The sequence below is a fragment of the Atrimonas thermophila genome (assembly GCF_045864955.1).
Taxonomy (GTDB): Bacteria; Atribacterota; Atribacteria; order Atribacterales; family Thermatribacteraceae; genus Thermatribacter; species Thermatribacter velox.
In genome coordinates, this window is record NZ_AP028803.1 from 849,598 (window position 1) to 873,591 (window position 23,994).

Sequence of the window (23,994 nt, forward strand, 5' to 3'; positions counted from 1 at the left end):
TTATTCTATGTTTTGAACCTGTTCCCGTAGTTTTTCAAGAGCTGTTTTGAGGTCAATAACCATTTCCGATATCCTCAGGTGAGCCGATTTAGCTCCAATGGTGTTCACCTCACGATGTATCTCTTGCAATACAAACTCCAGTTCCCTACCAACCGGGCCTTCGGCATTAAGAAGAGAACGTATTCTTTCTACGTGGGCCTTTATGCGCGTTATTTCCTCGTTGATATCACTTCGTTCAACATAATATACAACTTCCTGAGCCAGAAGAGTTTCGTTTACAGGCAACTGCGGTAATAGTTCAGCAATTCGCTTGGATAGCTTCTGGCGAAAAAACTCAGTAACCTGGTCGTTGTGTTTTTTTAGTTGTTCTGCAGTTTTGCCAATCTTTTCCAGGTGTTTCTCTATATCCTCTTTCATTTTCAGGCCTTCGCTCTCTCTTGACTCCAAAAAAGCTTGAATAGCTTTTTCAAAAATTGCCTGAAAAAGATCCCACTCCTTTTCCCAACACTGGTTCTCCTTGTTCAGTTTGATTATTTCTCCCAAGCTAAGGATAAGCTCTATATGAGGGCTAAAGTCGAGCCCCAGTTCCTTGCAAAGAGTTTCAAGGGCATCGAGATAGGAACGAGCAAGTTGGGGATTCACTTCGATGGTAAAATTTTCCAACCGAGGCTCAAAGTCGATGCGCAATTCAACCTTTCCCCTGGAAATGCGGGATTTTATAGACTGGTTGAGCAATTCCTCCCAAACATAGAGCTCTCTCGGCATTCTGATGTTTATATCCAGAAAGCGGTGGTTGACACTTTTGATATGAACCCGGTAAGTACCAAGTGTACCCTCACCTTCGGCAAAGCCAAAACCAGTCATGCTTCTCATACAGCGACTCCTTTACAAAACTGGATACTTGTCGCTATATTACTTGAAAAAGCTTAAAACTGTCAACGGATAGAAAAATGCAAACTCTGGAAGGATTGCCCCTGAGATTTTTGATTAAGGAACTGAAAACCATGATAACTGGAGCTCGCATACAGGATGTTTTGTTGCTTCCTCAGAAGGGCTTTGCTTTAAGGCTTTACACTCAAAACGCATCCAGTGGTTACTTGGTTACTTATTTTCACCCCAACGTGAATGCCCTATTTTTCTCGAGTCGGTGTCCTGATAAGAAACTCAATCTGGTTAACCACTGGATACAAACTGCCAAGAAAAACCTCGTAGGCGGTCATATCACGGAAATAGAACAGATTGGTTGGGACCGGGTGGTGAGATTGTTTGTTAAAAATCCCAGTCTATGGGAAAGTGGCGAAAAACAGTTTTGCTTGATTTTTGAGCTAACCGGTAGAAATGCCAATTTAGTGCTTGTCGAAGCTGATTCACAGCGTATCTTAAGTGCTGCGCGGTTCGTCGGGCAAAAGGAAAGCGGTCTCAGACATATACTTCCGGACCTTGTTTATTCCCTACCTCCTTATCCAGAAGGTAAGCTGGACCCCTTGCTTTTTTTGGAAAGCAGGGTTTTTCTTCCAGAAAGTGAAACAATAGTTGTTGATGGGCCAGGCTGGTTTATCAGGAATTTTGAAGGCGTGGGTTCTTTTCTTGGCAAATACCTGTGGCGTAAAATAGAAGACAGACCTGCTTCACATCAAGAGATACAGAAAGCATGGGCAGAAATCCTGCAACCTCTGTTTAAGGAAAATTACAGAGTTTATCTTTTCTTTGAAAAAGCACACCAAAGACCTCTGGGCATCTTCTGGAAAGAAGATGGGTATTCCGATGCCCAAACAATGGTGTTTTCCACCTTCTCCGGGGCAGTGGAAGCTTATCTTCGTGCTTTGCACAACTGGCAAAAACAGCATGCGTTGAAAGAAAATCGACTTAAGGAACTCCAAAAAGAGTTAGAAGCTATAAGGTGGGAGAAAGAAAAAATTGTTTCTTTTTTACCCGATGAAGAAGAAATAGAAACGACGCGCCTTAAAGGAGAGCTCCTCAAATTGTGGCCAAATCTTGAAATTGTTAAGAGAGACGATACGGGACTAATCGTTCGCAATGTTTTTTCTCCCTCTCAAGAAGAGATTCACATCGCTCTGGATTTTACGTTGAGTATCGCCCAGAACATGCAGAGGTACTTCCAGCTTTACAGGAAACTTTTGAAAAGGGCTACCCTGGCAAAGGATAAACTTGCCATGCTTGAAAGGAAGGAATCAGAAATACTGGGCAAACTTGAAAGTCTTGCTGAAGATGGCACGAAAGTAGCATATTATGAGCAAAGTGAGAACGAAACCTTTTCCCCAAGACGTTTTCCTCCAGGCATAACAGGCTACCGCACACTCCAAGGCAATTACATTTTGATAGGAAGGAACGCCAAGGCTAATCACCTTTTAATTAGCAAAGTGGCTTCCAGGAAAGACTTGTGGTTCCATGCTCGAGACATACCTGGTTCTCATGTAGTCTTGAAAATTGTAAACACCTCACAGAAACTGGAAGAAGATGTAGAACGTGCGGCCAAATTGGCAGCTTTTTATTCCAAAGGAAGAGCTGAAAATAGTGTTCCGGTAATCATGACGGAAGTAAAGTATTTACGATTTGCTCCCGGAAGCGATTTGGGCAAGGTTTTGTTTAGGAACGAAAAAACGCTTTTTGTGCAGCCAGAATTTCCTCTGGGGTTGGAAGCTTTTTAAAATGTTTAAACAAGAACTCCTTCATATCCTCGGGAAGATTTGCATAAAAAGTGAGTTTCTCACTTCGAGTAGGGTGTTCCAGACTCAGGGAAAAAGCATGAAGGGCTTGCCTTGACATTTGCTGAGCACCCCAGGCGGTGCCGTACCGCTTGTCCCCTACAATTGGGTGTCCGATGAAACTCAGGTGAACACGTATTTGATGAGTACGGCCAGTTCGAGGACTAACTATAAGCAGTGAATAGTTTTCCCCGCTCAGGTAGGGTTTAATAAGCGTGTGAGCCTCTTTGCCCTGCTTAAAATTGACTTCCATCAAACAGGGATTCTTTCTGTTTCTGGAAATGGGTAAAGTCAGTTCAGCTGATTTTTCTTCCCATTTTCCTTCAACAATGGCGAGATAAACTTTGTTGACTTTCCGTTTTCTGAATTCCTCTATCAGTTTGAGGTAGGCCACGTCTGATTTGGCAAAAACCATGACTCCAGAAGTTTCTTTATCAAGACGATGCACAACGCCTGGACGCAAGGGGGCTCCATACCGAGCCAACCTTACACCGTGATAAAGCAATGCATTGACCAGGGTATTTTTTTCCAGAAGGTTCACCGGATGAGTGGCTATGCCCGCTGGTTTGTTGATGACCAGGATATCCTCATCCTGATAAACTACCTCCAAGGGAAAAGGGAATGGCTCAAGTTCTAAAAACTGTTCTCCTTCCCAGGTAATTTCTATAACGTCTCCAGGATTCACTTTCTTACTGGTTTTCGTGATAGTGGTGCGATTTACTCTAACCTTGCCACCTTTGATGAGTCTGGCAAGTAGAGAGCGAGATGCTTCGGGAAAATTTCTTGCCAACCAGGCATCCAAGCGGGCTCCCGCTTCATCATAAACCAGAATCTTCTGCTTCTTCATCCTTTCCTCTGTAAAGGAAACCTAACAGGATAAGCCCCATTCCCAAAACGATCAGAACGTCGGCCAGGTTGAAAGTAGCCCAAAAAGGCGTATAGAAGAAATCAACAACATATCCCAGACGCAATCTATCGATGAGATTGCCCCAGGCTCCCGATATGTAGAAGCTTGCACCCCAGATAAAGAGGCGCTGATTTTTAGGATTTCCTGCCTTATCCAGCGCGAAAAAGAGAAGAAATACGGCAGTTACGACAACTGTAATGACGAGAAGCTGGGGCGTACTCAAAATCTTTATTCCAAAGGCACTACCCGGGTTGTGCCGTAAGCGCAGCTCAAAAAAACCTCTTATCAAAGGATAGGGAAGACTAATGAAATTCTGTATGCACCATTTCGACACCTGGTCGGTGGCAATGCCCAGAGTGACAATTACGCTGATAATCAGCCACTTCCGGCTCATTTCACTTTTTTTCCTGAAAATCCTCGAGAGAAAAACGGACAACTTCCCCAATTGAGTCCTGTGATGCATTGGAGTCAAGAGGCAAAGAAATTTCTGGTAGTTCTTTCTCATACTGGTTCAGGCTCTCCAGGAAAGTTTGCAAAAGGGCCTTAAAGCGCAATTGGAACTGCCGATACTGCTCCAGTAATTTCCGATACTCAAGCTCCAATCTGTACTTCTTCCTTTCCGCCTCGCTGAGAAGATTCTGGGCTTTCAGGCGAGCTTCAGCAACAATCATCTGAGCTTCCTTCTGGAGCAAATCTTTCTCGGCTTCAATTTGTTTTTTCAATTCTTCCTGTTTGGCTTTTAGCCGCTGGATTTCTGTTTCCTGTTGATGAAGTTTTTGTTTTAGAAACTCATTTTCTTGAGTCAATTTAGCCTGTTGATTAAGCAGTTCCTGAAAATAGCTGGCTATCTCTTCCAGAAACTCATCTACTTCCTCTCTGTTATAACCTCGAAAGGCGGTTCCAAATTCTATCTGCAAAAGGTCTTCAGGTTGTAAAGACATCTGACTCACTCCTCAGAGGTTAAACTTTTGGCTCGATTAAATGATACCTCAAGGGCTTTCATGACCGTACTCTTTAGCTTGCCCTCTTCGAGAGCATGCAGCCCAAAGATAGTGGTACCTGCTGGAGAGGCAACCTGACTTCGGAATTCTCCAGGATGGAGGGCTTTTTTCTTCAAAAGCAATGCTGAACCCAACACTGTCTGAATAGCAACTTTGAGACTTTTCTCCCAGGGTATTCCCAGCTTCACTCCTCCGTCCATCATTGCTTCTATAAAGAGTGCTACAAAAGCAGGACCACTCCCACTTAAAGCAGTAAGAGAATCAATTTCGGCTTCCTGAACTTCAAAAACCCATCCCAGCGATGCCAGAAGGAACAGTAAGTCTTCTCTACGCTCTTGAGGAACAGTATCTGAGAACACTACCGGGATCACCGCTTCTCCAACTTCAGCGCAAAGATTGGGCATTATGCGTACGTACCCTTGCGCTCCAGGTAACACCTCGCTAACTTTGCTTATGCTGGTTCCTGCCAGAAGAGAAACGATGGTACTTCCAGCCAGGTTTTCAAGGAGTGGGGTCACTGAAGGTAAGTCTTTGGGCTTGACTGCCAGAAATATGAAATGGTACTGTTTGCCATCAAACGGGGGTTTGGCAGTTTTCAGGTTGAAACGCTGGGACAGCGCTTCTGCTCTGGAAGATATCCTGTCAAAAAGGTGGAATTCCATTTTTCTGTGCCAGCCGTCTTGACACAAACCCTCCACCAAAGCACTACCCATATTTCCGCAACCTATAAACAGGATTTTCTGAGTAAACTGCTTCACTTAAGAGTACTCCTTTCTCCAAAGATTGCCCTCCCTAAACGTATCATAGTTGCACCTTCTTCTATGGCGATTTCGAAATCCTCGCTCATGCCCATAGAAAGTTCGCACAGGTAAACGCCAGGTATTTTCAGCGTGTTAATTTCCTCCTTCAATTCCCAGAGCTTGCGAAAGACCCGACGCGTTTCTCGCTCATCCACTGGATAAGGCCCTATAGTCATTAAACCCCGAACATCAAGTTCTGGATATCTGGCTGCTCTTTCTATAAGAGGAACAAGCCTTTGCTCATCAACCCCACCTTGCGTTTCCTTACCGGTAAGGTTTACCTGAATCAGCACTGGGAGGCGACTCTCAATGTTCAACTTAAGTGCTTGAGCGTGTATTGCTTCTACCAACTTTATTCTATCAAGAGAATGGAGATAATGAAAGTGTAATAGCATTTGCTTCACCTTGTTGGTCTGAAGCTGCCCCACAAAATGGAACTCGAGTCCCTGGTGAGGCAAAAGAGGTATTTTCTCGAGCGCTTCTTGAATCCGGTTTTCTCCTATCCGTACTATACCACATTCGACTGCTTCCAGTATCCTCTCTGGGCTTTGGCCTTTAGTAACAGCAACAATCTTTATCTCACTTTCGTCCCGACCCACCTTATGACAGATTTTGGAAATTTTGCTAAAGATCTTTTCCAGGTTTTCTTTTACAGATGGTGGGTTCAAGCTGGCTCACCTCCATCTCCGATGGGGTTGACACAAAACCCGGGGATTAATGTCTCAGATGTGGACTGCGGAAAAGAGAAAGTGACTGTTTGCCAGGGCTTGAATCCCTCTTTCCAGGGGTTGCGGGCCCATTCTCTTATATCTCTCTGCAGTTCCTTGAGCAAATCACGCCAGTGACCCAGAGAAAAGGGATGACTGTAATTGAGTAACTGGGGTAACTTTTCAGCGAGCTTTCGATCTCCTCTTGACAAAATAAGTTGCACCAGAGAAAGCCTCGGACTCTCTCCAGCAAACCTTATTTTTAGCTGTTGCAAACCTTTTTGAAAAGCTTCGCCTTCTTCTAACCACTTCTCAAGGTCTGGAATTTCCAGATCTTCAAAGGGAGTATGGGGTTTGGGCACTAGGAAACTATAGGAAACTGAAAGTAGCTCTTTCCTTCCGGCGACGCCAATGATGGTACGTAAAAAGTCAAGGTGTTTCTGGGGAGAAAGTGCTGGGTGTCCTAAAAGAAAATACAATTTTACTTTAAATTTTTTCTCCAGAAGTTCTCTTATCAGGTCCAGCCACTCTTGATCCTTTAAGTTTTTACCCAGAAAGCGCCTACCTTTCTCGTCTCCGCACTCCGGAGCGAGGGTAATGGTTTCATGCTGAAGGGACGCAAGCAAAGCAAGTAATTCCTTTTTCTTGTAAAGCATCAAGGCACTGAGAGACGAAGTGGTTACCCTGGCCTTCTTTTGAAGAAGAAAACCCAGAATCTCTTCAATCTGAGGATGCCCAAGGATGTCCGAACCGACCAAACCTACTTTGCTAGTGAATTGAAGTCCATATTCGAAACTCCGCTTAATTCGGGCTAAGTTTCTGTATCGTACCGGAGCATAAACCTTGCTTACGGCACAAAATTTACAGGCATATTTACATCCCCTGCTTATTTCCACCAGAAAAGTGTTTTTGAAGTAACCGCAAGGAGCATAGATAAAGCTGTGTACCTCGAAAGCGTCAACATCAGTTCTTTGGGCTACTACAGGCAAGGAAAGAACTCCATTTTTTAGGCTGAAATCCACTATGAAATCTCCTTTGTACACTGGTTCGACAAGTTCAGGCACGTACACTCCAGGTAACTGAGCCAGTCGTAACTTGGTTTCTTTTCTGTCTTCGGAGCTTGAGAGAGAATTTCCCAAACTTTCAAGAACCCTGGGGAAAACTTCTTCGGCTTCTCCCACAATTAGGAAATCCGCGAAGGGAGCAAAAATTTCCGGATTCAGGGAAGCTGCTACTCCACCAAAAACAACCCAGGGGTCACGATTGGTTCTCTCTCGAAAGAAGAGAGGAATGCCTGAAGCTTGAAGCATCCCTATCGCCTTAAGCAGGTCTGTTTCGAAAGGAACCGAAAACCCCACCAGGTTAAAGTTGGTCAGGGGTATTTCTTTTTCCAGAGAACGGGGTAAAGTTTCCGGAAATGCTCGCTCCACTCTCCACTCAGGCACCTGATAAGCGGTGTAGAGCAGGGTCTGAAAACCCAGGTTAGCCATACCCAGAGAATAACCCCCTGGAAAACAAAGGACAAAGGAAAAAGCTCCACCCTTGGAACCAAGCCTGATACCCAGTTCTTTTTCGGTGTAGGAAGCGAGCCTTTCTTTTTTATCTTCTTTAGCTCGAGGCATGTGCTACTCTAACTTTGCTTGCGCCAGAAAGCCGGTATATCAAGGTCATCTGGTGAAAAGGTGGCAGCGTCATCTTTTTCTTTCTTGTCGCTTTTCTCTTTTTGCTGGTCAAAGCCAGTAGCAATAACCGTAACTCTCACTTCATCTCTTATTCTTTCGTCGATTACTGCCCCGAAGATTATGTGTGCATCATTGGAGGCTGCTTTGGTAATGATATCGGCTGCCTGCTTTACTTCGAATAAACCCAGATTGGCTCCTCCGGTAATATTGAAAAGAATACCTCTTGCTCCCTCAAAAGAGGACTCGAGCAAAGGGCTACGAACGGCATTCTGAGCTGCCTCCTTAGCCCTGCCTTCGCCAGTCCCTCTGCCAATACCCATCAGGGAAGTTCCTGCATTACTCATAATTTCTTTTACATCAGCAAAGTCGAGATTAATCAAACCCGGCGTATTGATTAAGTCGGAAATACTCTTTACTCCCTGCAGGAGCACTTCATCGACCATCTGAAACGCTTCAACCACTGAAGTCGAATGGTCCGCTATCTCCAGAAGTTTATCATTGGGAATGACAATGAGCGCATCAACTACCTTTCTCAGGTTTTCTATTCCTTCCTTAGCCTGACGGTTTCTTTTCCCTCCTTCGAAGGCGAAAGGTTTAGTAACCACTGCCACAGTAAGAATGCCCAGCTCCTTAGCTATAGAAGCCACCACTGGTGAAGCACCAGTACCGGTACCTCCTCCCATTCCTGCGGTGATAAACACCATATCTGCTTCTTCAAGAAGTTCGTATATTTGCTCTCTATCTTCTTCGGCAGCTTTTCTGCCGATTTCCGGATTGGCTCCAGCTCCAAGACCTCGAGTCAGCTTTTTACCTATTTGCAACTTGGTTTCAGCAAGAGAGCGGCTCAAAACCTGAGCATCGGTGTTCATAGCCACAAAATGGACACCTTCAAGACCCGCTTCAATCATGCGGTTAATTGCGTTGCCACCACCACCACCAATACCAATGACTTTTATCTTCACGTCACTACTCTCTTTCATTCTTCTATTTTTTGTACTGGCCATAAGACTGTCCTCCACTCTATTCCAGCATAAAATAATCTTTTAACTGCCGAAGAAAGTTTTTACCTTGATTTGCCTGACGGTGGAAGAAAAACCTCGTACTATCCTGAGAAGAACCCAAAAACGTTCCCAGCTGTAAAAGACCGCAAGCAGCAGCAAACATGGGATGAGAAAGAGTTTGCACCATACCATCAAGATTGGTGTTCTCTGGCACGCCAATCCGAGTAGGCAAGCCAGTAATCGCACTAAGAAGGTCGCTAAAGCCTTCCAGGGCGGCTGCACCCCCCGTAATGACCAATCCTCCTTTCAGAGAACGGTAAAGGCCCGATTTACGAATCTCTCTCGCTAAAAAAGTTCCAATCTCCCTGGCTCTGGCCTCTATTATCTGACACATGAGTTTTCTGCTTATAGATTGAAGAGAGGAACTCCCCAGATCTCTTACTTCAATAGTGTCCTCTTCACTCAAGTGGTGGCTGAAAGCACAACCATGTTGCACCTTGATAGTTTCAGCTTCTTCTTTGGTAGTCCTCAGGCCAATCGCCAGGTCCGAAGTGATGTGCTCTCCTCCCAGCGGTATCACTGCAGAATATCTGACCACGTCCCTGTGGAAGATTACTACATCGGTAGTACCTCCTCCAATGTCTGCAAGCACGACGCCCATTTCTCGCTCAAGCGGCGTGAGGACAGAAACAGCAGAAGCCAGAGGTTGAAACACCAGTTCAGAAACTTCCACACCCGCTTCCTGAAAGCTCTTCAGAAGGTTATGATACTGGGTATCCATAATGCTTATCAAATGAACATATGCTCTAAGCCTGGTGCCAATCATTCCCTGGGGATTGGTAATTCCCTTTTGCTCGTCAAGCTGATAAGCCTGAGGAAGCAAATGGATGACCTTTTTCCCCGTAAGGTCAACTTGAGCTTTTGCCCCCTGGATAACCTTCTCTACTTCTTTTAGAGTTACCTCTTTGCCAGTTCTACTCAGCAGAATTTCGTTTTCTACATTGACCGAACTCCAATAACTGCCAGCAGAGCTGACCAGGAAAATCTGCGGCTCCTCCTGTGCGATTTCCTTTGCCAAGAAAATTGCTTCGTTGATTGCCCGAGAGGCTTTCTTAATGTCGATAATATTCCCCTTGCTAATACCTTTAGCGCTGCTTAATCCTATACCCAGTATCTCTATGCCCTCCTGTTTTTTCTTGCCAATGAGAGCACAGATTTTGGTCGTTCCCACATCTATAGCTCCGATTATCTGGTTACTCCTGTCTTTAAGGTTCCAGATTTTCATTTCTCTCCACCAGAAGGAATAACAAAAATTTCTTCACCAGTGCGTATATCAAAACCTCCAACCTGGATGGCCTGAATCACAGCATCTTTGAGAACCGCTTCAAGAACCAGAGCTTTTTGCTCTAAATTGCTGGCACTCTCGCATTTAATAAATATACCATTTTGAAGTTTTAAAATAAACAATTTCTCATTTATAGCCTCGACTTCTGCAAGGGGGAGCTGAAACTTTTCCCGCCAGACCCTCACCAGCGCCAAGGATTCTCGAAGTAAAATACTTTCGAGTCTGGGAAGGCGAACCAGGGGCTTTAGTGATTGCTCACCTTCGGAGCAGGGAATTTCTTGCCCCTGCTCATCTACACAAAAAGATTGATTTCCAACTACAACCAAAGCAAAAGGTTCTCTTAGCTGCACAACTATTTTCAGTGTGTCAGGCAGTACTTTCTCCACGCGAGCTTCTTTCACCATGGGAAGCAACTCAAGCTTTCTCTGGATTTCCCAACCCTTTACACGAAAGATGTTTATCCCGCTTGGCATGTCAAGAGCATCTATTATAGTTGCTGGATTCTCTACGCCAATTATCTCAAGATGCTTAACTCTGAAAACAGCGCTCCTGAAAAACATGCTGAAACCGAAAAAGGCAACCAGTCCTATAAGGAGGTAAAAAAAAAGATATCCCTGAAAATGGAAAACCTATCTTTCATTGTTAATCCCATAGCTCCACTTCTCTTTCCAAGAATAAATTTTCGCGCAAGTATATTTCTTTCTGCACCCATTCTATAAGATACCGTATCTGAGAGGCGGTTGCCCCTCCCAGATTGACCACAAAATTAGCGTGTTTTCTGGATATCTGGGCCCAACCGAGTCTGAGACCCTTGAGACCGTGTTTTTCTATCAGTAAAGCTGCGTAACCATTGCGGGGATTTTTAAAAACACTGCCTGCGGAAGGAAACTCAATAGGTTGAGTTTCCTTCCGCTTTAGAAAGTAAGTACGAATCCTATCTTTAATTGCTTCCCGTTCCCCCGGACTTAAATTTAGGACAACTCCAACTATTATGGCTTTACCCTGCAAAGAACAGTAGCGGTAACCAAAATCAATTTCCTCTCTGTTGACTTTTAGCACTTCACCGTCTCTATTAACTATCACTAAGCTATCCAGAAGCTCTGCTACCTCCCGTCCAAAACACCCTGCATTGTTGATAATTGCTCCTCCTACAGTACCTGGAATGCCAACCAGAAACTCGCTGCCCGTCAGGCTTTCTCTAATGGAAAAATTTATCAATTGCTTAAGGAGCACTCCCCCTCCACACTCTACAAAAGATGATGTATTTCTTTTGATGCCAGTAAACTCGCCCTCGAGTTTGATTATTACACCATTAAATCCCTGGTCTCTCGGTAAGATGTTTGAGCCATTACCAATCACTCTCCAGGAAAGCTCCTCTTCGTTTAACAAACGTAGACAACCAACCAACTGGGATAAATTGGCAGGTTTAATAATGGCAAGCGCCTTGCCTCCAACTCTCCAGGTAGTATAGTGTGCAAGCAAGGGATTCTCAATTATTTCCACCTGATTTCTTCTTAGCTCTCGAGCAACATTTTGCCACTTTCTCTGCACATGGCAATAGCTATCTTCCATACGTCTCCTGCTCCCATGGTGATAAGGATGTCGCCGGGTTTTATGATTTTCAAGCAGTACTCGGTAGCTTCCTGAAAATCTTCGACCAGCCGGACTTCGGAATACCCTGCCTCAAGCAGTTCTCGCAAAATAAGCTCGGAAGAAACCCCTTCTATAGGAGCCTCTCCAGCAGGGTAAATCGGCAACAAAACAACCTGGTGTGTATTCTGAAGGACTTGAGCCATTCTCTTATAGAGCCTTTTGGTTCTTGTGAAACGGTGAGGCTGGAAAACCACTATCACCCTACCTTGAGCCTGCTCCATAGCAGTTTTGATGACTACCTCCATTTCAGTAGGGTGATGCGCGTAATCATCCAGAATCGTGGCACCATCTATTTCTCCAACTTTCTGAAAACGCCTTTTTACGCCTTTGAAAGAAGCAAGCGCTTCCTTGATGAATCTGGTGTCTATACCAAGTTGTAAGGTAGTCGCAATGCAGGCCAAGGAATTGCTGACGTTATGCAACCCGGGAATATTCAAAACGAATTTTCCTATCAGCCCAGAAGGACTTTTCACCTGAAAGCGAAACCCGTGGGAAGTTTTTTCCAAGATTTGAGCCTGGAACTCAACGTCGGTACTTGTCAGACCATACCTAAGAATTTTGGCATCGAATGTCTCTTGGGCGAGTATTTCCCGAATTTCAGGACGGTCCCCACATACTACTGCAAAACCACTGCGTTCTACCCTTTTCAAAAAACCAACAAAGGCTTGGCGTGTTTTTTCAAAGCTTCCGTAATAATCTATATGGTCGTCTTCTATATTGGTTACTACCCCACAGAAAGGTCTCAAATAAAGGAAAGACCCATCACTTTCGTCAGTTTCGGTCACGAAGAAATCACCGTTACCACTTTTGGCATTGCCTCCTATATCTTCGAGTTCGCCTCCTATAACTACTGTAGGATCCAAATCTGCCCATTCCAGCACCATAGAAATCATGGAAGTCGTGGTGGTTTTACCATGAGTTCCGGCAATAGCAATACTTTTCTTTTTGCTGCATAGCTGAGCAAGCAGATTTCCACGATGGATAACTGGAAGGTTCAGCCTCCGTGCTTCTTTTAGTTCCTCGTTATCATTGGGAATTGCTGAAGAAACCACTATCGCTTCCTGCTGGTTTATTCTCTCTTTGGAATGCCCTATAAAAACCTGTATTCCTTTCTTTCTCAGGCGATTAATAGCTTCATTTTCCACTATATCTGAACCACTGACCTGGTACCCCATCTCATGAGCTATGAAGGCCAGGGCACTCATTCCCGTACCACCAATACCTATGAAATAAAGGTTTTTGGGCAATTTTGTAAAAGCACTTACCAGTTCATTCAAAACTTTTTCCTCCTTTTAAATCTTCAACAATTATTTCAGCAATGATTCTTGCGGCTTTTTCCAGACTCGGGTTGATCGTTGTTGCATCCTGGTCTTTCCAGCATTGCTTTGTATTCTCTTTGCTTGATTGATGTAACTTTTTTATAGCCTCTTTTAAAGAGTTGGGAGTAAGTTCTTCTTCCTGAATTATTTCAACTTTTTGCTTTTTTTGCAACCACAGCGCATTGTAGTACTGATGATTTTCGGCTGCCTCTTTCAAGGGAACCAGGATACTCGGGATGCCAAACCAGAGTAACTCGAAAATTGTGCTAGCACCAGATCTGCATATGACCAGGTCAGAAGCAGCGTAGAGAACACCGGGCGAATTTGAGAATGGAATCGGCCGGTAACGCTCTGAAGAAGTAATTTTACAAGCAGTAGCAAAATCTCGGTCACCGGTAATATGGAGGATTTGAAATGATTCATGAATCAACTCGTCAAGTATTTTCCACAAAGTAGTGTTTATTATCTCTGCTCCCAGGCTACCTCCCATTACTAAGATAGTAGGATTGTCGGGCTTTAGAGCCAACTTTTCACGTGCTTCAGTTTTACGATTCTTCCAACACAGCAAGTCTTTTCGTAAGGGATTTCCAGTAACGATTACTTTTTCCTGTGGAAAGTGAGACTTACTTTCAGGAACTGACACAAAAATTTGTTTAGCCCACCTGCCCACAATCCGGTTGGCCATGCCTGGAAGTGCATTCTGTTCGTGCACAAAGATGGGAATACCCAGGATTTTCGCCCAGAAAGCGGTAAGCAGGGAAGGATAACTTCCCATGCAGAGGAGAGCATTGGGACGAGTTTTCAAAATCACATAAAAAGCCTGCCATATTCCCACTAAATTGGTAACCAAAGCCTTCAACAGGTCAATGTCCAGAGTTCGGTTCCAACCTCTGGCTTTGATGGCGAAAAAGGGAAGCTTTTGTGACGCAAAAAGTTCTTTTTCCAACCTTCTTGTGCTCCCAACGAAAAACACTTTTCCTCCCGGATTTAACTCCCGAAGTTCCTCCACTATTGCAAGGGAGGGAAATATGTGTCCACCCGTCCCCCCTGCAGCGATAAGAATATTAAATCCTGTCATTTCGAAATTTGTTCTCATAGGCTATGTTAAAGAGTACACCCAGCTGAAACATAGTAACAATGAGAGAGGAGTTTCCATAGCTTACCAGGGGTAGCGTTATCCCGGTAACAGGAATAGTCCCGGTTACTCCTCCTATATTGATAAAAGCTTGTAGTGCAATACTGATTGTAACGCCCATCCCCAAAACAGCTTGGAAGTTGTCTCTGGAGCTGGTTGCTATTTTCCAGCCTTTCCACAAAATTATTAGGAAGAGAACAAGCACCGAAACGGCACCTACAAAACCCAATTCTTCTCCAATAATAGCAAAAATAAAGTCGGTATGTCGGTCGGGTAAGAAGAAAAATTTTTGCCTGCTTTCTCCAAGACCTTTACCAAAGATGCCACCGGAACCAAGCGCTATCAGAGATTGAATGATTTGAAAGCCCTTTCCTTGAGGGTCGTTCCAGGGGTTAAAAAAGGCTTCTATACGCCTCATCCAGTAATCTTTACCACTAAAAAGTATTAGAAATATGCCACTGGGAAGCAGAGCTCCAGCACAAACGAAGAGATGCAGAAGTCTGCTTCCACCAATGAACAGCGTTATCAGTGTTATCGCAATAATGAAGGAAGCAGTACCCAAGTCTGGCTCAAGGAGAATAAGCAAGCATATGGTGCCTATCATAAGAAAAGAGGGCAAAACTCCCCACCAAAAGTCCTTGATTCTCTCTTGATGCGTGCTTAAGGCGGAAGCCAGGTAAAGCAGAACGCTAAACTTGGCAAATTCCGATGGCTGAAAGTTAAGCGAGCCAAATGAAAGCCAGCGCGCTGACCCTCCTCCTTCACGCCCAATGACCGGAACAAAAACCATCAAAAGTAGCAAAAGGTTAAGTAGAAGAATTCTCGAGCTCAGTTGTCGAAGCTTCTGAAGAGGAAACAGGGAACCAAGAAGAAAAAAAGGTAAAGAAAGCAAAACACCTAAAAGATGCCTTTTTAGGAAAAACAACACATCATGGTAAGCATATATACTTGTAGTCATACTGGCGCTGAAAACCATAATGATGCCTGACGAAAGGAGAATCACTATACTCCAGAAAAGCAATGGTTCTGACTTCCAGCGTGCAAGCCAGTGCTCTCCTACCCTGCTTAAACTGGTTGATGACATTTTCTGAGTGTCAACCCTTGACAAGTTCATGGACGATTTTTTTAAAGTGTTCTCCCCTCTCTTCAAAATTTTTGTACTGGTCCCAACTGGTACAACCCGGGGAGAGTAAAATGGAATCCCCCTTCGAGGCTTTGAGAAAAGCCTGCTGCACCGCCTCTTCGAGGTCGCTGCAAAGTGAAAGATTATAAAAACCTGACAGGGACTGGTAAAGGAGTGGTGCTGATTCTCCAAAGAGGATTATAGCTTTGACTTTATCCGGTTCAGAGAGTGCTGTAAGTTCAGAAAAATCTTTTACCTTAGCCCTGCCTCCCATTATCAAAATTATCGGTTTGTTCAAGGCTTCGAGTGCTACCTTGGTTGCTGAAGGCGTTGTTGATTTGGAGTCGTTAAAAAAGGTTATTCCTTCGATTTCACATACCTTTTCCAAACGGTGGGGCAATCCCCGAAAGCTATGCAGAGAATTAGCTATTGCATCAGGGCTTATTCCAGCTCGACGACAAATCGCTGTCGCACAGGTCAGATTTTCAAGGTTGTGTTTACCAGGAAGACTCCAGTCTGAAAGATGAAAAAGGATTTTTTTGATTCCACTTTTCTTTTCGCACAGTTGATTCTGGTCTATAAAGAAACCCTCTTGCAAAACTCCGGTCACCGAAAAGGTTACCAGCTGGGACTTCAAATCAGGGATATTCTTTGTTACCCACTGAGGATGGGTCAAATTAATAACTGCTATATCTTCTTTTCGCTGGTTCACAAATATTTTTCGCTTGGCAGAAAAATAGTTTTCCATACTTCCGTGTCGGTCAAGATGGTTGGGGAATATGTTGAGCAGGGCTGCAATGTGAAAGCGAGCTTTGATAACCCTTTCCAGTTGGAAACTGCTTACTTCCAGAATTGCCCACTCGAAAGCAGCCTCACCAAGCAGGACTTCAGCAGCTGGCGTTCCAAAATTCCCTCCCGTAAAGACCGAAATTCCATTTTCTTTGAAGATATGGCTTACCAGAGCAGTGGTTGTGCTCTTTCCGTTGGAACCGGTTATGGCAATGGTGGGGATTTTCAACTCTTCCATAACCAGCTCTAAATCGCTAATCACTGGTATCCTGGTTCCGGACAATTCACCGACAAGAGGATGCTGCCCAATGCCCGGACTTACAATGCATTTTGCAAGAGGAATATCTTTTACTTTTTGCCATTCTGATTTAATCAGAAAAGAGAAATTAGGATTTTGAACCAGAAAAGCTGGTAGCTCGTGAATAGTTTTATAATCATCCGTTGCCCAGACCCTTTCTCCTCTTGAGAGGAGCAATCTGGCGACCGAAACACCTGCTTTTCCCAAGCCTATCACCAGATAATTGCCCATCTTTATCTCCCCATTCCATAAAAAGCTAACAGGCAACCCAGAGCCTGAATAATCCAGAAACGAGTAGTTATCGCACTTTCTTTCAACCCTTTGAGCTCAAAATGATGGTGAACCGGGCTCATGAGAAAAACCCGTTTTTTGAAAAGCTTGAAGTAAAGAACTTGGATTATCACTGACAACGTATCGACGATGTAAATAATGCCCGAAAAAACGAGCAGTAGAGATTGCCCCGATAGTAGAGCCGCTACAGCAATGAGAGCACCTACAAAAAGAGACCCCGAATCTCCCATAAATATTTTTGCCGGCCAAACGTTAAAGTATAGAAACGCCATCAACGAGCCACTTATCGTAAAGCAAAACCCTGCATACTGGGGCAAGTCTTTGAGAAGGAAAAAGCTACCCCAGAAAAGCATGGTTAGCATTCCACACCCTCCAGCCAAGCCGTCCAAACCATCGGTTATATTAAAAGCATTAGTGGTAGCAGTTAAAAGGAAAATTCCGTAAAGAAAAAAGGACCAGGGTGCTAAAGTAAACTGTTTTTCAGAAAAAGGAATGCCCACCTGAGCAGGAAAAACACTTTTACCCAGAACCATTATCAGGGTGCTGAAAAGGAGCTGGAAAAACAGTTTGTTCCTGGCTTTTATTCCCCAGGGATGGCTATAAAAGGTTTTCAGAAAATCATCAATGAGGCCTATTCCAAAGAAGCCCAGAGTTCCCAGAAAAACGGGAATAAGGAATGAATGACCAGTTGTTCCAGAAAACAGCAAAACAACCAAAATGGTTATCAAAACAATGACCACCCCACCTCCACTGGGCGTATTTTCTTTGTGGAGGTGCAATTCTGGTCCTTCCTTTTTGATTTTCTGGCCTACCTTTCTTTTGCTTTGCCAGCGAATATAAAAGGGGAAAATGGCAAAACTCAACGCAAAACTGACCAGGAATAAAGGCACAACTTCTTTTAGGGCCGGATACATTCGTTTTGCCTCCACTCTTCAGGAATGGCCTTTTCTATTTCGATTTGTCGTGAAGCTTTAAAGGCTACCACCCACTTGTCTTTTCTAAAAGATAAGTTTTCAACCAGGATTTCTCGAATCTCCTGGTGAGAGTGAGCAAGCTGAAACTTTTCTTTTTTGGAGAAGGATTGTTTGGTTAGTTCCCAATAAGCTTGATGCATTTGCGTCCCAAGCAGGATGGCCTTGTTAATAGGTGATTCGGCAATACTCTTGAGCAGTTTCAGGTGTTCTTCCAAAGAGTAACTCCCCAGCTCAAGCATATCTCCAGCAACGAGCCAGGTTTCCATCTGCAAGCTGGAAAATCTGGTAAGAAGATTGAGCATCTTCCGGTAAGATAACGGGTTAGCATTATAAGCATCGTTGAAAATGATGCCTTGGTTATAGCGGAACCAATTGCCCCTTCCTGTTGGCAGGGTTAGCTGGGCAATGCCCTCATATATAGTATCTTGAGGTACTCCCAACCTGGTAGCAATGTCGATAACTGGAGCAAGTAGAGAGATCAATTCAGGAAAAAGCAAAGGTGTTTGGTAGTTAGCGATTTTTTCGTCTCCCCACAGAAGCCGAAAACAGCTTTTCATGCTATCCAGCTTCAGCTCAATATGTGCAATTCGGAGCCTGCTTTCAGGGTTTTGACCGAAAGTTATCACTGGTATTTTGTGTTTTAAGGCTTCTTGCTTAATAATTGGCCACCAGGCATTATCGGTGTTCAGGTAAACAAGTTTGGTGTATTCACCCATGAGCTGTGCTTTTTCATGTGCCACTTCCTCTTCATTACGCAAGCCCTCAAGGTGCCCTCTTCCCAAGGCTGTAAAAATCACAATTTCAGGCTTGATAACTTGGGAAAGCTCTGCCATCTCGCCTTTTTGGCTGATGCCAGCTTCGAAAATCCAAAGGTCGCTTGCTTCTCGAAAATTGCACGCTGACCAGGAAACACCTATCAAGGTGTTGTAGCTTTTGGGAGTTATCTCTACATTTAAATTTTTACCCAAAATCTGATACAAAAAGTTTTTACAACTGGTCTTGCCAACGGTACCAGTTAGAGCTATTCTGGTCTTGGGATATTTGATGATTATTCGTTCAGCAAGCTTTTTCAATGCCTGAACGGTATCCTTTACCTTGAAAACGTAGACCTCTTTTTGCACTGTTGAAGAGAGATTCTTATGCACCACCAGTCCGCTGGCACCCTTATCCAGCGCTTCCTTTACGAAGTAGTGGCCATCACTTTTCTGGCCGGGAAGCGCAAAAAATAACTGATTCGCTCTGCATTCTCTACTGTCAATGGCTATCCCTTCAAAAAATCCATTAACACCTCTCTGGGCAGGTTCTACCTGAAAAGCCGTTGCAACTTCTTCAACACTAATCTTCATCTTCTCTCAAAAGCTCCTTGGCAACCTGGTAATCATTATGGGGGAAGCTACGATTGGCAACTATTTGAAAGCGTTCGGGTCCCTTTCCAGCAAGAAAAACAACATCTCCTCTTTGTGCTTCTTTCAAGGCTTTACGTATAGCTTCTCTGCGATCTGGCACAACATAGTATTTTACTGCTTTTTGTCCAGCTATCTCTTTCACACCCTCCAGAGCATCCTGAATGGTTTGCATCGGGTCTTCATTGCGAGGATTGTCGGTGCTTATAACACAAACATCACTGTATTGAGCAACAACTTTACCCATCAGCGGTCTTTTGGCACGGTCTCGCTCTCCCCCACATCCAAAAACCGTTATCAGTTTGCCCTTTGCATGCTCACGAATTAAAGATAAAGCCTTCTGTAAGCCATGCCAGTTATGTGCGAAATCGACTATTATTTCTACACCTTTTTTATTTTCTACTCTTTCCCACCTTCCAGGTATCTTTCTGGTATTTTCGAGGCCTTCGCCAACCTTTTCAAGAGGTACACCAGCTGCAAGAGCTATCCCCGAAGCAGCCAGTGCGTTGTACACGTTGTGTTCTCCAGGAAAGTTGATGACGACTTTCATCCTACCCCATGGAGTGTGCATAATAAAGCTGGTCTGATAAAGCGAATATTCGATGCACTCAGCACTGATGTCCGCTTTTTCTTTCAAACCAAAGCCAAGACGAGCCACTCCCAGTGATTGGAGCATTTTTCGGCAATTCTCATCATCCGCGTTAAAAAGCGCCATGCGAGGATAGGGCTTATCAAAATTTTCTTCCAGCATTTGAAACAGTTTCCTTTTACTCTGGAAGTAATCCTCAAAATTGCGGTGAAACTCAAGATGCTCCGGAATAAGGTTGGTTATCACCGCGTAATCAAATGACACACCCTGCAGTCTTCCCAGGGCCAGACCGTGTGAAGAAACCTCAATTACAGCATTCCGAATGCCCATCTCTACCATGGTGTGAAGGTGGTCCTGGATGTTTATCGATTCTTCAGTGGTGTTTGCAGGCTCAAGTTCCAGGGGTCCAATAGCGTTCAAGCAAGTAGTGAGAAGACCCGAGGGAGTTCCCGATGCTTCCAGGATATTTCTTAGGAAGAAACAAGTGGTTGTCTTCCCATTGGTTCCAGTTACCCCAAAAACTCGCATTTTTTGAGCAGGTTTACCAAAAAAAGGACCAGCTATTGCGTTCAGCGCATCCCGAGCTCTTTCAACGAGCACCCAAGATACCCCTTCCTGCTTTGGCAAGGAAGAGCTTCTCTCCACTATCAAAATCCCTGCTCCCCGTTCCAGCGCCTCCTGAAGGTACTGATGTCCATCTACATTGTTGCCTGGAATAGCAAAAAAGGCGAAACGAGGCCTTACCTTTTTAGAGTTTATGGCAATACCCAGGATTTCCTCTTCAGGATCAACTATATTTTTTGCCTTGTAAGCAGGGAAGAGTTCCACAAAATCTTTCGCTTTCACATCGTCTTTACCTCCGCGTCTTCTGGCATGATGTTACTGTATACGGCTATATCCTGAACAATGTTTTTGAAAACAGGGGCCGCTGTATCTCCTCCATAATATTCACCTTGAGGTTCATCGAGCACTACAATAATACCAAAACTTGGCCGGGGAAGGGGAAAAAAGCCCACAAAAGAAGAGACAAATTTATTGCTGGCATAGCGACCATCAGGGTTAACCTTTTGCCCGGTGCCGGTTTTTCCTGCAATACGGAGACCCGGCAGCGAAGCCTTAACGCCGGTTCCTTGTTGTACCACCTTTTCCATCATACTCAACACTTTCTGCGCTGTTTGTTTGGAAATTACACGTTTATTCGCCAAGGTGCCACTCTCTGACGGTTTGGAAGGAGAATCGCTATCTTTGATGATTCGAGGGGGCACAAACACGCCCTGGTTGGCAATTACCGAAAGAGCCACCAGCATCTGAAGAGGAGTGGTCATAATTTCCTGGCCTATGGATATAGCTGCTGGAGAAAGACCAGACCATTGCTTTGGGGGACGCAAAATGCCGGTCTCTTCTCCAGGAAGATTTAGGGCTGTTTTCTGTCCCAGTCCTAATTCTTTCAAATAAGTGTAGATTTTTTCTGGATTTAAGCGCATCGCTATGGTTATGATGCCCGTATTACAGGAGTTGATAATGATGTCTTCCAGCTTTTCTTTACCGTGAGATTTAATGTCTCTAATCCGGTGTCCTCCGACCTTTATGGAGCCGTTACAATAAAACATTTCTTCAGAATCTACCACCCCTTCTTCGAGTGCCAAAGCCATTATGAGGGGTTTTACAATGGACCCCGGTTCGAAAAGCAAAGCAGTAGCTAAATTCTTCCAGTTTTCACGGGGATAGTCTGCAAAATAGTTATTATCATAGCCAGGGTAAGAACACATGGCTAATATTTCTCCCGTTTGGGGATTGTTGACGATAACTACTCCCCTTTTGGCATTGGTTCGAGCAATTGCTTCCTGTAACCTTTTCTCTGCAAAAAACTGAATGGTGCTGTCTATGGTGATTGTCAGATTTTTCCCGGGCATAGGTGGGATTTCCCTGGTGGTGGTCGGAATTTCCTGCCCCAGTGCATCTTTCTCACTAATGCGATATCCAGCTTTTCCAGACAACAGTTTGTTAAAAGCAAACTCCAGCCCCTCCAGACCCTGATGGTCAGTGCCTACGAACCCCAAAAGATTGCTTCCGTTGGGAGCCTGAGGGTAAAAACGAGCATATTCTCTTACCAGACCAATACCTTGCAATTTAATCCTGTCCAGTTGTTCGCAAATTGTAGCTGGAGCCTTTTTGACGATGAGCACTGAACTCAGTTCGGAATTCAGTTTCTGGTAAACTTCTGTGTAAGGAATTTTTAGTATCTGAGAGAGTGCCCTGGCTGTCTGCTCCGGGTCTTTTATTATCTTTGGATAGGCATAAAGGGATACGGTTTCAACATCTCGAGCAAGAACGTTTCCCTTACGGTCTACAATCTCACCGCGCGGAGCGGGTATTTCCTCTATCCTTAGACGCTGAGCCACCTTTTCCAAATAAAAATGATTATTGATTACTTGAAGAGAAAAAAGGCGGAAGCCAACCAGCAAAAAGAGCCCAGTAATAAATACGCTCAAAAGTAAAGACCGGTAGAAAAAGCTCCTTTTGTTCACTGCAGAAAGAATCAGTCTGTTATCTCAAAAGGATGTTGTTTCTCAGCTACACGCGCAGTCGCAGATTGAGGTATTCCGGGTAGACTCGCCAGAAAAACCCTTTTTGTGGGGGGTTGCATTCCCAGTTTTTCCTGAGCAATTTTCTGTATGCGCTCCAGAGAAGCCAAAAATTTGACTTCTTTCTCCAGTTGCTCAGCTTGTGCCTTCAAAGTAGTAATCTTTTGCTGACACGCTTCAAGCATAAGGGACTTCTCAAGCAATTTAGCCTGAAGATAAAGATAACCAATCGACAAAACACAGATTAGGACAACAGACGTTAAAATGTAAAGGTTGACCTTTGAACCTTCCATCTCCGTTTCCCCCTCTATATTTTTTGTGCTGCTCGGAGACGTGCGCTCCGAGAGCAGGGATTTTCTCTGCGTTCCTCAGGACCTGGCAAAAGAGGTTTTTTGGTAAGCACCGCCAGTTCTTTCGAGCTTTTAAAAAAGTTTTTGACCACCCTGTCTTCAATTGAATGATAGGCAATCACTACGATTGTGCCTCCCTTTTTGAGGAAGAACACACTCTTTTGAAGAGCCTGCTCAAGGTTTTCTATTTCCCGGTTAATAAAAATTCGTAAAGCCATAAACGTGCGAGTTGCTGGATGGATACGATGTCTGCCAGGAGGGTATGTCTTACTAATCAGTTCCGCTAATTCCCCAGTTGTTTGTATAGGTCTTTTCTGGCGCCTTCGGACTATAGCTCGGGCAATGCGCCTGGCAAAGCGTTCTTCCCCAAAGACGGAAATGATGTGTTGTAGTTCTTTCTCGGAGGCTTTGTTTAACAGCTGATAAGCGGTTTCTCCCGGAGAAGAAGCATTCATTCGCATATCCAAAGGGCCGTTTAGCTGAAAACTGAAGCCTCGCTCGGGTGTTTTAAGTTGATGAAGAGATACACCCAAATCAAAGAGAATGCCCGAAATGTCAGTAATCCCAAGACTTTTCAGGATCTGGTCCACTTGGGAAAAATTACCTTTAACCAGAGTTACTCTTTCTGTAAAAGGAGCCAACCGTTTGCGAGCAAATTCTATTGCTTCTGGGTCCTGGTCTATGCCAATGACACGAACTGCTGGAGAAGAACGCTTTAGAATTTCCAGGGTATGTCCGCCTCCCCCCAATGTTGCGTCAACAAATATTCCCTCCTCTTCAGAGAGCGGTAGGAAACTACAAACTTCCTGAACCATTACCGGTTTGTGAAAAATTTCTTCCATGGAATTTCTCACAGGTTGGTTTCAAACATTATCTTTTCCGCAATATCTCCAAATTTTTCCTCAACTTCTTTCATGTGTTCTCTCCAGTTCTGTTCCGACCAAATCTCGATTACCTTTCCGGCACCAGCAATAACTGCTTTTTTGTCGATTGAAGCATATTCTCTGAGGTGTCGGGGAAGCAGGATTCTACCCTGAGAGTCAATTGATTCTTGAGAAGCGTTAGCGAAAAAAAAGCGGGTAAATTCTCGAGCATCTTTTTTGGTGAAAGAAAGGTTTGCCACTTTTTGACACAAATTCTGCCAGGATTCTTCGGGGTAAACAAGAATGCATCTTTCCACTCCTTTAGTTAGATATGCTTTATCGCTCAAATCCTTACGAAAGGTGCTGGGAATGGTTATTCTCCCTTTGGCGTCTACGGAATACTCGAACTGACCAAGGAACATTATTCCCCACTTTCCCCCACAAAAAGACATA

23 protein-coding genes are annotated in these 23,994 nt (G+C 44.3%); 1 reads left to right on the top strand and 22 read right to left on the bottom strand.

Annotated features, from left to right (window positions below):
- Entirely contained in the window at positions 1-873 is an 873-nt protein-coding gene (locus ACKTT1_RS04500; RefSeq protein WP_412710327.1) for a YicC/YloC family endoribonuclease, read from the bottom strand.
- Between the two features lie 77 nt (positions 874-950).
- Here ACKTT1_RS04500 and ACKTT1_RS04505 point away from each other — a divergent pair, with 77 nt between their 5' ends.
- A complete protein-coding gene (locus tag ACKTT1_RS04505; protein WP_412710328.1) occupies positions 951-2,669 on the top strand; it encodes an NFACT family protein in 1,719 nt (572 codons plus the stop codon).
- Here ACKTT1_RS04505 and ACKTT1_RS04510 read toward each other — a convergent pair.
- The 21 genes from ACKTT1_RS04510 to mraZ form a co-directional block, all read right to left on the bottom strand.
- Complete coding sequence (locus ACKTT1_RS04510) at positions 2,608-3,573, bottom strand: RluA family pseudouridine synthase (protein ID WP_412710329.1); 966 nt, start codon at positions 3,571-3,573, stop codon at positions 2,608-2,610. The two genes, ACKTT1_RS04505 and ACKTT1_RS04510, sit on opposite strands and share 62 nt — an antisense overlap.
- Positions 3,545-4,027 (bottom strand): signal peptidase II, encoded by a 483-nt coding sequence (gene lspA, locus ACKTT1_RS04515; RefSeq protein WP_412710330.1) that lies wholly within the window; start codon positions 4,025-4,027, stop codon positions 3,545-3,547. Before lspA ends, ACKTT1_RS04510 begins: the two co-directional genes overlap by 29 nt.
- Position 4,028: 1 nt before the next feature.
- Entirely contained in the window at positions 4,029-4,574 is a 546-nt protein-coding gene (locus ACKTT1_RS04520; protein WP_412710331.1) for a DivIVA domain-containing protein, read from the bottom strand.
- A 5-nt stretch (positions 4,575-4,579) separates the two neighbouring features.
- A complete protein-coding gene (gene proC / locus ACKTT1_RS04525) occupies positions 4,580-5,392 on the bottom strand; it encodes a pyrroline-5-carboxylate reductase (protein ID WP_412710332.1) in 813 nt (270 codons plus the stop codon).
- Positions 5,389-6,102, bottom strand: a complete 714-nt coding sequence (locus ACKTT1_RS04530; RefSeq protein ID WP_412710333.1) for a YggS family pyridoxal phosphate-dependent enzyme — start codon at positions 6,100-6,102, stop codon at positions 5,389-5,391. The genes proC and ACKTT1_RS04530 overlap by 4 nt, the downstream gene beginning before the upstream one ends.
- Complete coding sequence (locus ACKTT1_RS04535; RefSeq protein ID WP_412710334.1) at positions 6,099-7,763, bottom strand: radical SAM protein; 1,665 nt, start codon at positions 7,761-7,763, stop codon at positions 6,099-6,101. The genes ACKTT1_RS04530 and ACKTT1_RS04535 overlap by 4 nt, the downstream gene beginning before the upstream one ends.
- A gap of 8 nt (positions 7,764-7,771) precedes the next feature.
- Positions 7,772-8,827: a cell division protein FtsZ gene (ftsZ, locus tag ACKTT1_RS04540; protein WP_412710335.1), complete on the bottom strand. Its 1,056-nt coding sequence runs from the start codon at positions 8,825-8,827 to the stop codon at positions 7,772-7,774.
- 16 nt (positions 8,828-8,843) lie between these two features.
- A complete protein-coding gene (gene ftsA / locus ACKTT1_RS04545; RefSeq protein ID WP_412710336.1) occupies positions 8,844-10,109 on the bottom strand; it encodes a cell division protein FtsA in 1,266 nt (421 codons plus the stop codon).
- Positions 10,106-10,729 (bottom strand): cell division protein FtsQ/DivIB, encoded by a 624-nt coding sequence (locus ACKTT1_RS04550; RefSeq protein ID WP_412710337.1) that lies wholly within the window; start codon positions 10,727-10,729, stop codon positions 10,106-10,108. Before ACKTT1_RS04550 ends, ftsA begins: the two co-directional genes overlap by 4 nt.
- 82 nt (positions 10,730-10,811) lie before the next feature.
- Entirely contained in the window at positions 10,812-11,741 is a 930-nt protein-coding gene (gene murB / locus ACKTT1_RS04555; RefSeq protein ID WP_412710338.1) for a UDP-N-acetylmuramate dehydrogenase, read from the bottom strand.
- Positions 11,684-13,099 (bottom strand): UDP-N-acetylmuramate--L-alanine ligase, encoded by a 1,416-nt coding sequence (gene murC / locus ACKTT1_RS04560; protein ID WP_412710339.1) that lies wholly within the window; start codon positions 13,097-13,099, stop codon positions 11,684-11,686. The genes murB and murC overlap by 58 nt, the downstream gene beginning before the upstream one ends.
- On the bottom strand, positions 13,092-14,237 hold the full coding sequence (gene murG / locus ACKTT1_RS04565) for an undecaprenyldiphospho-muramoylpentapeptide beta-N-acetylglucosaminyltransferase (protein ID WP_412710340.1): 1,146 nt from the start codon (positions 14,235-14,237) through the stop codon (positions 13,092-13,094). The genes murC and murG overlap by 8 nt, the downstream gene beginning before the upstream one ends.
- On the bottom strand, positions 14,206-15,360 hold the full coding sequence (gene ftsW / locus ACKTT1_RS04570) for a putative lipid II flippase FtsW (RefSeq protein ID WP_412710341.1): 1,155 nt from the start codon (positions 15,358-15,360) through the stop codon (positions 14,206-14,208). Before ftsW ends, murG begins: the two co-directional genes overlap by 32 nt.
- 10 nt (positions 15,361-15,370) lie before the next feature.
- Positions 15,371-16,717 carry a UDP-N-acetylmuramoyl-L-alanine--D-glutamate ligase gene (gene murD / locus ACKTT1_RS04575; protein ID WP_412710342.1) on the bottom strand — a complete coding sequence of 449 codons (1,347 nt, stop codon included), beginning with the start codon at positions 16,715-16,717 and terminating at the stop codon, positions 15,371-15,373.
- Positions 16,718-16,719: 2 nt separating this feature from the next.
- Positions 16,720-17,691, bottom strand: coding sequence for a phospho-N-acetylmuramoyl-pentapeptide-transferase (mraY, locus tag ACKTT1_RS04580; RefSeq protein ID WP_412710343.1), 972 nt, complete (start codon positions 17,689-17,691; stop codon positions 16,720-16,722).
- Positions 17,676-19,097: a UDP-N-acetylmuramoyl-tripeptide--D-alanyl-D-alanine ligase gene (gene murF, locus ACKTT1_RS04585; protein ID WP_412710344.1), complete on the bottom strand. Its 1,422-nt coding sequence runs from the start codon at positions 19,095-19,097 to the stop codon at positions 17,676-17,678. The genes mraY and murF overlap by 16 nt, the downstream gene beginning before the upstream one ends.
- The gene (locus ACKTT1_RS04590) at positions 19,087-20,589 is read right to left on the bottom strand and encodes a UDP-N-acetylmuramoyl-L-alanyl-D-glutamate--2,6-diaminopimelate ligase (RefSeq protein WP_412710345.1); all 1,503 of its coding nucleotides are present in this window, start codon (positions 20,587-20,589) and stop codon (positions 19,087-19,089) included. Before ACKTT1_RS04590 ends, murF begins: the two co-directional genes overlap by 11 nt.
- The gene (locus ACKTT1_RS04595) at positions 20,586-22,271 is read right to left on the bottom strand and encodes a peptidoglycan D,D-transpeptidase FtsI family protein (RefSeq protein WP_412710346.1); all 1,686 of its coding nucleotides are present in this window, start codon (positions 22,269-22,271) and stop codon (positions 20,586-20,588) included. The genes ACKTT1_RS04590 and ACKTT1_RS04595 overlap by 4 nt, the downstream gene beginning before the upstream one ends.
- An 11-nt stretch (positions 22,272-22,282) precedes the next feature.
- Complete coding sequence (gene ftsL, locus ACKTT1_RS04600; RefSeq protein WP_412710347.1) at positions 22,283-22,621, bottom strand: cell division protein FtsL; 339 nt, start codon at positions 22,619-22,621, stop codon at positions 22,283-22,285.
- Positions 22,622-22,635: 14 nt separating this feature from the next.
- A complete protein-coding gene (gene rsmH / locus ACKTT1_RS04605) occupies positions 22,636-23,520 on the bottom strand; it encodes a 16S rRNA (cytosine(1402)-N(4))-methyltransferase RsmH (protein ID WP_412710550.1) in 885 nt (294 codons plus the stop codon).
- Positions 23,521-23,528: 8 nt separating this feature from the next.
- On the bottom strand, positions 23,529-23,963 hold the full coding sequence (gene mraZ / locus ACKTT1_RS04610) for a division/cell wall cluster transcriptional repressor MraZ (protein ID WP_412710348.1): 435 nt from the start codon (positions 23,961-23,963) through the stop codon (positions 23,529-23,531).
- Between the last annotated feature and the right edge of the window lie 31 nt (positions 23,964-23,994).